A 9,698-nucleotide genomic window follows, 5' to 3' on the forward strand; every position below is an offset into this window, starting at 1 on the left:
CAGCCTGCATGAACGACGTCGGGCGGGCATTGCAGATCACCGTTTGCACTGACTCTGTCGAGATTTTTATGCGTGATGCCGGTGCATTGCTTACTTAATTAACGGCCGGGATGCGACGCGGTGTTCTGGCTGATGTGTTTAGGCCCTGCGATCGCCCAGGCGATCAGTCCGAACAACGGCACAAACACAATCAATATGATCCATACCCCCTTGTTGTTCGATTTCCCGTCACTCTTACGCACCCGATTGATGGCCCACAGTTCGATCAATAGAAGAACTGCCGCCAGTACGATCCACACGATTTCGATATGCATTGGCTACCTCCTGATGGTCTTCCTTAGGTGGCGAGTGGTGCGGCGGGTTCATTTAATTTCTGAAGCGTCGCCCCGTTCGTTGCGGTGGCTATTGCGCTTGCCCGGTTAAGTTCGGTTGCAGTCCGACAAACTGGTTGCTCAACCACGCATACAGTTGCGCTACCGCAGGGGAGATTTGCTTGCGATGCGGGCATACGAGACTCAACGGCGAGGCCTCTCCCGGAAAGTCTGGCAGCAGGACAAGCAGACGTCCTGCGCTCACGTCAGCGCTGACATCCAGCCAGGATTTGTAGGCGATACCTTCACCGTCCAGTGCCCAGCGCCGAACCACATCGGCGTCGTCGCTGAACAGCGGGCCAGAGACCTGAATCGTCTGCCCACCCAGGCACCATTTATCGTAGACCCGACCATTCTGCAGGTAGAGCAGGCAAGGATGATTCAACAAATCGTCCGGCGTGTTCGGCTGCCCATGACGTTGCACATAGGCCTTCGATGCGACCAACACCCGGTGATTCCAGGGTGCGAGTGGCAGTGCCACATAGTTGGCGTCTTCGTTGGTACCGTATCGAATGGCGACGTCCACCGGGTTGCGAAACAGGTCGGCCATCTGGTCCGACAGCACAAAGCGCAGCGTCAGTTCCGGATGCTGACGACGAAACGCCGTTAACCACGGCAACAGAATATTGCGCCCCAGATCAGACGGCGCAGTGACTTGCAGCACGCCGCGCAGCGTGGCGTTCTCACCGCGCAGGTTTTCCTCGCCTTGCTTCAGGGCTTCGAGCACGGCGTGGGCGGTGGGCAGGTATTGCTCACCTTCGGCCGTCAGACGCAGGCTGCGTGTGGTTCGTGCGAACAGGCGCACGTCCAGTTCCCGCTCCAGGCGTTTGATGGCGGCGGCGACCTGGCCCGGTAACAGATCGACCTCCAATGCCGCAGCGGTAAAGCTGCCCAGCGCTGCGCTGCGAGTGAATAGGGAGAGATCATCGATGCGGATCATTTTCACTCCTGCTGTGAAAGTGTTGGCGCATTCTGCGGGTTTTTCTTTATCGGTGGAAAGTCGAGGATGGCGGCGCTTACCCGGTAGTACCTCTTTTAATATTTTGGAAAACTGATGATGAACGCGCCCACTGAAGTGTTGGTTTCGATTGCCGTACTCAAGGCCAAAGCGGGTCAGGAACAGGCATTGAAAGAAGGGCTTTTGGCGCTGGTCGAGCCGACCCGGGCTGAGCCAGGCAATCTCGACTATGTGTTGTTTGAACTGCGCGACGAACGCGGCACGTTCTACATGCGCGAAGCGTTCAAGGATCAAGCAGCACTGGATGTGCATTTCTCCATGCCGTACTTCAAGTGCTTCGCGGCTAAGGCTGATGACCTGCTCGAAGAGCCTTTGCAGTTGATCTTCCTTGAGCAGGTTTCTAGCTGACGGCTTCACGCCATTGTTGAGTGGCTTGCTGATGCCCGGGTCTATATTCTTCACGGCGGTTTATGCACGTCGAATATTGGCTGAGAACAGCCTGTCAATTAGGGAAGATTTGAATGCCGTTCAGGGTGATGGTGGTCGGTGGCTACGGCAATTTCGGTAGCATCGTTTGTGGGCATTTGGCAGTCATGCCGGGCATAGAACTGTTGCTCTCGGGTCGCGATCCGCAAAAATTGCAGCGCAAGGTCGATGAGCTGAGCAGCCAATCGGCTGCGGTCGCCGAAGGTTGGTGTGGAGACGCCATGGGCCCTGAGTTCAGCATCGCTTTGCGTTCGTTGAACATCCAGTTGGTGGTTCATACCGGCGGGCCGTTTCAGGGTCAATCCTATGCGGTCGCCGAAAACTGCATCGCTGCCGGGGTAAATTACTGCGACCTGGCGGACTGCCGAACCTTCGTCAATGCCGTGGGCATTCTCGATGCCCGGGCGAAAGCGGCGGGGGTGGCGATCCTAAGTGGCTGCAGTTCGGTGCCGACGCTTTCGTCAGCCATCATCGATCAGCAGCGTCACCGATTCTCGCGTATCGATTCGATCGAATACGGCGTATCCGCTTCGGCGAAAATGCCGGGGTTGTCGACGATCGAAGGTGTGCTGGCCTACGCCGGCAAGCCGATCAAACAACTGAAAAACGGCAAGGTGCATGAAGTATCGGGTTGGCAGGGTCTGACCTTGCGCAAAATACCGGAACTGGGCACCCGCTTGCTGGCGAATGTCGACGTGCCGGACATGGATATCTTCGCTAGCCGATATGGCGCGCGCACGCTGAGCTTCAAGGCGGGTGCTGGGCTGAAACTCGGCGCGATTGCCAACGGATTGTTGGCGCAGGCAGTAAAAATCGGGCTGGTTCGCAACCATCTCCCTTGGGCCGCCAGACTGCATAGGCTAGGCACCCGATTCGAGCGTTTTGGCGATGGAAAAAGTGCGATGTACATCGACGTTCAGGGCGCAGGCGTTGAAGGTCAACCGCTGAGCATGACCGCACAACTGACCGCTCTTAACGACAAAGGCCCGGAAATCCCCAGCTGCGCAGCCGTCGCACTGGCCGCGAAAATGGCCGCAGGTTATGTGCCGCAACCCGGTGCCCGGCCCTGCGTTGGCGAAATCAGCGTCGCTGAATACATGGCCGCGATCAACGACCCGGCCAATCTGAGCCTGTCCGTGCAGTTTTCTGACGGGCAGCCCTGAGCATGCTTTTTCTGTGTGATTGTGCTGATGATGGTGACCAAGAAGACGCCGGTGCAACTGGTCAGCTTTCTGATCTAGCCGCCGATGGCGCAGGCATTTTCAGAAAACGCTGCTCGTGATCAGGATTGGGCAGCAAGCAGGTATCGTACTTGCCGAACAGCCGATAACGATTCAGCGCGATACGGTCGTAAGCCCAGTCCCGTAGCGCACGCGGGAAAAAGCGCAGCAAGCGCAAGGGCTGCCAACGGCCGGACAACTGGCCGATGACTTCGAGAAAGGCACCCGATCGTTCCCAGTAATACTGGTCGCGAATCACCGCCATGGTGTCGAACTGGTCCACCGGCAACCCCGCCCACGCCAGCAGCGCCTGTCCTTCCGGCGACTGCACTGCCGCCAACCGCACCCGCCGCTGATGATCATGCCGAATCAAAAACCGCGCCCAGCCATTGCACAGCTTGCACACCCCGTCGAACAGCACCACGGTCTCGCCCGATTTGAGCAATGGCGCGGAGGTAGGGCGGGTTTGCGCGGTTGGCATGAGCGTGAGTCCATCGAAGTCGGGTTGCTCCGGATAATACCGCCGGTGAACGCTGAAGTCTGCTGACTGCGCTCAACCGCGCTTGGGCAACTTCCAGTTCGGCCGAATAAAGTGGCAGGTGTAGCCATTCGGAATCCGCTCCAGGTAATCCTGGTGCTCAGGCTCTGCTTCCCAGAAGGGACCGGCCGGTTCGATTTCGGTGACCACGCGGCCCGGCCACAATTTTGAAGCGTCAACGTCAGCTGCAGTGTCTTCGGCAACATCGCGTTGCTGTTCGCTGAGGTAGTAGATCGCCGAGCGATAGCTGGGCCCGAGGTCGTTACCCTGACGATTGGGTGTGCTCGGATCGTGGATCTGGAAGAAGAACTCGAGGATCTGCCGGTAACTGATCACGGCTGGATCGAAGACGATTTCGATCGCTTCGGCATGATTGCCATGGTTGCGGTACGTGGCATTCGGCACATCGCCGCCGGTGTAGCCGACTCGCGTTTGCAACACGCCGGGGTAGCGCCGCAGCAAGTCCTGCATCCCCCAGAAGCACCCGCCGGCGAGGATGGCAGTTTCGGTTTGGCTGGTCATGATCTGTCCTTCCCCTCGGGGAATGTTGGGTGTAGTCATTGTTATGAGGGCGTGTTGTCGAATTCCAAGGCTGAAGCGTTCAATCGAATCATTGACTGCGTCAATAGCAACCATTAATCCAATCAGGTTCTCATATCGAATACGCGGCGTAAGATCGGCTCCATACCCAACCACTGCACACGGAGCACATCAACATGAAACGCCAAACCCTCCTCGGCCTCGCTTTCTCGCTGTTCGCACTGAATGCTGTTGCCGCCGCAACTCAAACAGATCCACTGTTTAGCGATGCGGTTGCAGCAGCCACTCAGACTGACCCACTGTTCAGCGACGCTGTTGCTGCCGCGACTCAAACCGATCCATTGTTCAGCGATGCCGTTGCTGCTGATGGCGCGGATCGTTTGAAGGGCAATCTGGTTGCCGAAGGTGGTGCAGACCGTCTGCTCGAACGCCGTGCCGTCTGAATGCATGGTTTGACCGCAGAACTCGAAAGAAGCCCGGCTTTATCAGCCGGGCTTTTTTACGTCAGCTGTTTGTCCGTCGACCCGAGCGCAAATCCATTCATGGCTGTAACTCAACACGCTTTCAGCGATGGCGGTTGGAAAATGAATAAAGCCATGGGGCGAGGAGGGCAGCAGGTACATCTCGACAGGCGCCGATTGCATCCAGCGCTCGGCGATGTCGAGGGTGTCGTCGCGTAGCGGATCCAGTTCCCCGGCAAACATCAGCGCCGGCGGGAAATCACTGAAGTCGCCATACAGCGGTGACAACGGTGGCTGGCGGCGCTCTTCGTCACTCAGGTCTGGCGTGAGCATGCGCAACGCTTCCACCATGCCGGGACCGTCCAGTACCAGCGTTTGCGGCGGCGCGGCGCGGACGCTCGGCGTACCGGTCAAATCGTAGACGCCGTAATACAGCAGCGCACCGCTCACCCGTTGCAGCAAATCGGGCGATTGTTTCAGGCCCAATAACGTGGCCGCCGCCAGATGACCACCGGCCGACTCACCAACGACAATCACCGGCAGATCGGCAAATTCGTCGTCGGTCAGTAACCAGCGAGCCGCCGCCAGGCAGTCGTCCATCACCCCTTCAATGGGCGTCGATACCGCAAGCCGATAATCCACCGAAACGACCGTCACATTGCACGCATTAACGATGGCAACGTTGAAGTTGTCATTCATCTGCGCGTTGCCGATCACCCAGCCGCCACCGTGATAATCCAGCACTACGCCTTTTGCCCGGCCTTTGGGCCGAATGATCCTCACGGCCACCGGTACGCCGTCGCTATCAATCACCTTCTGTTCAACCGTAAGGCCATGCTTGCGCAGTTTCCTCGCGCCACCGATCTGACTGGCGTGCAGTAGCGCTTGAATCATCCTTGGCATCATGCGATTGCGGATTTTAAAGCGTGGCAACCAAGCGAGTTTTTTGTTGAAGTCGCGCACTTGCGCCAACTCGCGCTCGCCCTCAGGCCAAGGTGCTTTTCGGGTGAATGTGTTCATCAGCGGTTCTTGATCAGAATGGAGAAATTCAACGCCGCGGCAACGCATAGCCACGCCAGATATGGAAACAGGATTAAACCAGTGATCAGATCAAGCTGCACGGCCAGTACCACCATTGTCGCAACCACTAGCCAGAGCAGTGTGAGGATCACCATGGCGGCAAGAATTTGATGTGCGCCGAAGAACACCGGCGTCCACAATGTATTCAGGGCAATCTGCGCCGCCCACAATGCCAATACTGTTTGGCTCCCGGGAATAAGACTCAAGCGGTAACCCGCCCAGGCCAGCAACAGATAGATCACAGTCCATGCCACCGGAAACGCCCAGTTGGGTGGCGTGAAGCCGGGTTTTGCCAGTGATTCATACCACTCGCCCGGTTTGAACATGACGCCTGTGGTCGCGGCGGCCGCGCAGGCCAGAAGGAATATAAAGAAGGTCATCGCCAGTCCTTAGCTGTGGTCAGCTGTTTGGGAGTGTAAGAAAATGACGCCCGGCGGCGCGAAAAGTTTGAATTGAGCGAAGACATTTATCCGTTCGTGCATTCGTCAGCCTCGTTTCACTCGAATGCTCCTGTAAGGTTTTTCTAAACGCGCCAACACATGGACAGATCGCGCACCCCGCGGCCCGATCGCGCAGCCATTTTCATCTGCACTCAATCTGTCATATTCAGTATCACTGCAAAACCGATAGTAGCCAGCCCAACGCTTATTTCATGAGGCTGCACTGTGTTCCAACGTCTTCTGTGTTCGCTGTCCGTTCTGAGTCTGTCCGTCGCCGCTGCCCACGCCGCCGAATCCGTTCCGCTCGATACGCCGCGCCTGAACAGCATCGACAACTTCCGGGATATCGCCGGCCTCACCACCGCCTACTCTACGGCCCACGACGGCACAATGCGCAGCGGCGTGTTTTACCGTTCCAACGCGTTGACCCCATCGGCGGCGGATCTGGAGGCCCTCAACAGTCTGAGCATCAAGGCCATTTACGACCTGCGCACCCCAAGCGAAATCGCAGCGACCCCTGACACGCTGCTTACCGGTGCGACCTACGAAAACATCGACATCATTGGCAGCACCACCTCCGGTGCGAATATCACTACGGTCTCGTTCAAAAGCGCAGCCGATGCCATCGCGATGATGGAGCAGACCAATCGCGCGTTCGTCAACGATGCGGGGATGCGCGGCCAGTTCGGCAAACTGTTTAACGAGCTCGCCAGCGTCGACGCCGCTCAGCTGTTCCACTGCACCGCCGGTAAGGACCGCACAGGCTGGACGGCCGCTGTGTTGCAGAGCATCGCCGGGCTCGATAGCGAGACCATAATGGCCAACTATCTGGCGACCAACGATTACACTGCCGCCCGCGTCGCCGCGACATTGAAGGCGATGCCTGCAAGCATGGCCGCCATCTATGCGCCGCTGCTCGGCGTCGAGGCAAGTTACTTGCAGGCAGGCCTCGATGAAGTTACCGCGCAGTACGGCACGATGGACAACTACCTGAAACAAGGCTTGGGACTGTCACAGGAAACGATCTATGTCCTGCGGGGCAAACTGGTCAAGTACAACAGCCTGCCGGGTCAGGCGGGGTTAGTCGGCAACGCTTCGGCAGGTGCTGAGTTACTACGACAGCTACAGAACACCCACTTCTCCGGCAACTACAGTGCCTACAACTACTACCTGCAATCAGCCATCGATGCCGGAACCCTCGGCGGTGTCGAATCCACGGTCGGCGGCCAGGTTCATGCCGACGCGACCAGCTACCTGCTGCGCCAGAACGCGCTGATCGACCAAGCCACCGCACCATTTGCCAGCGGCACCGACCTGAAAATCGGCCAATACCGTTTGTGGACCACTGCGCTCGCAGGATACCTGGGCACCGACGGCTCCTCCCACGCCGAAAGCAGCAACGAACACAGCCAGGGCCTGATGGTCGGTGTCACCCAGCGCTTCTCCGAACAACTTAGTGCACGCGGTGGCTTCGGCTATAGCAACGGCACTGTCGGCGGCGCGGGAGGGGAAGCCGATACCGATTTCACCTTCTTTAATATGGGGGCTCGCTACGGCTTCGCCAGTCTGGAGCGCGGTTTGTTTGTCGATGCCAACGCCAGCGCCGGTTACGTCGACTACGACAGCAGGCGCGAACTCGGTGGCGGCCTCGGCACAGCCAAGGGCGACACTCACGGCAATCTCACCGGTACGACGTTGGCGCTGGGTTACCGCGTTCCAATGAGTGGCGTGATTCTGGAGCCGAGCCTCGGTGTGCGTGTCAGTCACCTCGATCTGAAAGGCTTTAAAGAGAAGGGCAGCGAACTGGCGCTGGACGTCGATGACAGCAAGCAAACCCGTCGCAGCGCTGTTGCCAATCTGGATGTGTCCTTTGCGCCGATCGCGATGGGCACTTGGCAACTGGTACCGGGCGCGCGCGTGGGATACGAGCATGTGCTTGGCGATCACCAGGTCGACAGCGAAAGTCACTTGTTGGGGCTTGATGTCGAACAGCGCGCCGCTTTTGACAACCGTGATCAGTTCACTGGCGGCGTTAACATCATGGCCAGCCTGGGGCCGATGAGCGTGGGCGCTGAAGTCGGTGCCAGCGGTGGCGGCGACAGCCATGGTTTCGCCGGCAGCCTCAAGGCCAGCTATGCGTTCTAAATAAGGACGACTCTTTATATAGGGCGAGGGAGCAACCTTCCTCGCTATATATAGCTACTTGCCTGATGGGCAGCATTTAAGTCAGCCCCGAGACTTCAAATCCGCAGGGCTAATCCCAAAAGCATTCTGAAAATACTGACAAAACCGCCCGACATTGCTGAACCCAAACCTCAACGCCACATCTGTCACTGAGTTCGAATGCCGATGAGCAAGTACCTCATAAGCCCGTTCCAGTCGCACCTGCCGCTGATACGCCACAATAGAAGTCCCGACAAACCGCCGAAATCCCTCCTGCAATGCCCGCTGACTGACGTTGCTCAAGCGTGCCAGATCGACGCCACTGATCAGTTGCTCTGGGTGCGCCTGAATAAACTCAACCGCCAACTTCACATGCCGCGGCGCTATCAATGGTGCCGGACGTAGTAACGCCTCAGTGAAATTGTGCGGCCACGCTTCCAGCACCGCATCGATCAACATCTCTCTCAGGCGTGCCGGCATTAGAGTCCCGCTATTAATAAGCAGATCGAACTCAGTGCCTGTCGCCAGATCAATCAAGGCCTTTATTCCCTGAAACGCGGCCGTGGTCAGATCGACCACTGGCTCGAAGATGACCTTTTGTGAAATCGGTTTGCCCAGCAGCGCCGATAACCGTTCGGTGAGCTGCCGACGATTGATCGACATTCCATGTTGCGCGTGATTGTTGTGGAAGTGCATCGAGCGGATATCGGCTTTGTCGATTGCCAGGCCGATCTGCGAAACGCCGATGGACTCGGTGGTGTGGTTGAAGATGATGGTGCCGGCAGTGGGGATGACGAAGGTGATCTCGTCCTGCGGGTCGGGGAAGGTGACAGTGAAGTCGCCGTGGTAATGCATGCGACGGAAGCTGACACCTTCGTGCCGACCGTAGACGCCGCCGATGATGATATTAGAGGGCGGCGGTTGCATCTCTGAATAGCGGTTGCCGAACAGTCTGGAGAAGAGAGCGCCGAAGTCGTCGCTGCGAAGGTTTTCGGAGCGCAGGATGATTTGCTGGCGTGGTGAGGTTGGGAACACCTTGGGTGGTTCCTTGATCGGGGGGCTCGTGGCGACGGGGGTTTGGTACGGCGGGGGAGGCTAGCAGTTGCACATAACAGGATTGTGACGGTTGCAGCAGGCTGAGCTGCAACTGATTGATTCCTGTCTGAAAAAGAATTTTCTAATGGGGGTTGACCATAAGTTTCAGTCCTGTATTATTCACCTCCCGCCAGACAGCAGATTGCTTCTAGCGGGTGTAAGTGATTGATTTTAAATGAAAATAATCACTTGACAGCAAATGAGGCTGCTGTAGAATGCGCGCCTCGGTTGAGACGAAAGATCTTAACCAGCCGCTCTTTAACAACTGAATCAAGCAATTCGTGTGGGTGCTTGTGGAGTCAGACTGATAGTCAACAAGATTATCAGCATCACAAGTTACTCCGCG

General features: G+C 57.5%; 11 protein-coding genes. 4 read left to right on the forward strand and 7 right to left on the reverse strand.

The features are described from left to right. Positions 1 to 98: 98 nt before the first annotated feature. The gene (locus tag ACIQVE_RS10120) at positions 99 to 314 is read right to left on the reverse strand and encodes a PLD nuclease N-terminal domain-containing protein (protein WP_402807436.1); all 216 of its coding nucleotides are present in this window, start codon (positions 312 to 314) and stop codon (positions 99 to 101) included. A gap of 88 nt (positions 315 to 402) precedes the next feature. Beyond that, the gene (locus ACIQVE_RS10125) at positions 403 to 1,311 is read right to left on the reverse strand and encodes a LysR family transcriptional regulator (RefSeq protein ID WP_402807439.1); all 909 of its coding nucleotides are present in this window, start codon (positions 1,309 to 1,311) and stop codon (positions 403 to 405) included. Between the two features lie 117 nt (positions 1,312 to 1,428). Here ACIQVE_RS10125 and ACIQVE_RS10130 point away from each other — a divergent pair, with 117 nt between their 5' ends. Beyond that, positions 1,429 to 1,737 carry a putative quinol monooxygenase gene (locus tag ACIQVE_RS10130; protein ID WP_402807442.1) on the forward strand — a complete coding sequence of 103 codons (309 nt, stop codon included), beginning with the start codon at positions 1,429 to 1,431 and terminating at the stop codon, positions 1,735 to 1,737. A 113-nt stretch (positions 1,738 to 1,850) separates the two neighbouring features. Next, positions 1,851 to 2,978, forward strand: a complete 1,128-nt coding sequence (locus tag ACIQVE_RS10135) for a saccharopine dehydrogenase family protein (RefSeq protein ID WP_402807443.1) — start codon at positions 1,851 to 1,853, stop codon at positions 2,976 to 2,978. Between the two features lie 61 nt (positions 2,979 to 3,039). On the opposite strand, the gene ACIQVE_RS10140 is transcribed toward ACIQVE_RS10135, so the two are convergent. Together ACIQVE_RS10140 and msrA are read right to left on the reverse strand one after the other, a co-directional pair. Beyond that, a complete protein-coding gene (locus ACIQVE_RS10140; RefSeq protein WP_402807446.1) occupies positions 3,040 to 3,516 on the reverse strand; it encodes a thiol-disulfide oxidoreductase DCC family protein in 477 nt (158 codons plus the stop codon). Between the two features lie 72 nt (positions 3,517 to 3,588). Further along, positions 3,589 to 4,095: a peptide-methionine (S)-S-oxide reductase MsrA gene (msrA, locus tag ACIQVE_RS10145; protein ID WP_402807448.1), complete on the reverse strand. Its 507-nt coding sequence runs from the start codon at positions 4,093 to 4,095 to the stop codon at positions 3,589 to 3,591. A gap of 194 nt (positions 4,096 to 4,289) precedes the next feature. Here msrA and ACIQVE_RS10150 point away from each other — a divergent pair, with 194 nt between their 5' ends. Then, the gene (locus ACIQVE_RS10150) at positions 4,290 to 4,556 is read left to right on the forward strand and encodes a hypothetical protein (RefSeq protein WP_402807450.1); all 267 of its coding nucleotides are present in this window, start codon (positions 4,290 to 4,292) and stop codon (positions 4,554 to 4,556) included. 42 nt (positions 4,557 to 4,598) lie between these two features. Here ACIQVE_RS10150 and ACIQVE_RS10155 read toward each other — a convergent pair whose 3' ends face one another. Both ACIQVE_RS10155 and ACIQVE_RS10160 read right to left on the reverse strand, forming a co-directional pair. Then, positions 4,599 to 5,594, reverse strand: coding sequence for an alpha/beta hydrolase (locus tag ACIQVE_RS10155; RefSeq protein ID WP_402807452.1), 996 nt, complete (start codon positions 5,592 to 5,594; stop codon positions 4,599 to 4,601). Then, the gene (locus tag ACIQVE_RS10160; RefSeq protein WP_402807455.1) at positions 5,594 to 6,034 is read right to left on the reverse strand and encodes a TspO/MBR family protein; all 441 of its coding nucleotides are present in this window, start codon (positions 6,032 to 6,034) and stop codon (positions 5,594 to 5,596) included. The genes ACIQVE_RS10155 and ACIQVE_RS10160 overlap by 1 nt, the downstream gene beginning before the upstream one ends. Positions 6,035 to 6,319: 285 nt before the next feature. Here ACIQVE_RS10160 and ACIQVE_RS10165 point away from each other — a divergent pair, with 285 nt between their 5' ends. After that, positions 6,320 to 8,239 carry a tyrosine-protein phosphatase gene (locus ACIQVE_RS10165; protein ID WP_402807457.1) on the forward strand — a complete coding sequence of 640 codons (1,920 nt, stop codon included), beginning with the start codon at positions 6,320 to 6,322 and terminating at the stop codon, positions 8,237 to 8,239. Between the two features lie 81 nt (positions 8,240 to 8,320). Here the strand turns inward: ACIQVE_RS10165 and ACIQVE_RS10170 are convergent, their stop codons facing one another. Further along, positions 8,321 to 9,292 (reverse strand): AraC family transcriptional regulator, encoded by a 972-nt coding sequence (locus tag ACIQVE_RS10170; protein ID WP_402807458.1) that lies wholly within the window; start codon positions 9,290 to 9,292, stop codon positions 8,321 to 8,323. Positions 9,293 to 9,698 lie beyond the last annotated feature (406 nt).

This window comes from Pseudomonas sp. NPDC098747 (assembly GCF_044760045.1).
Taxonomy (GTDB): Bacteria; Pseudomonadota; Gammaproteobacteria; order Pseudomonadales; family Pseudomonadaceae; genus Aquipseudomonas.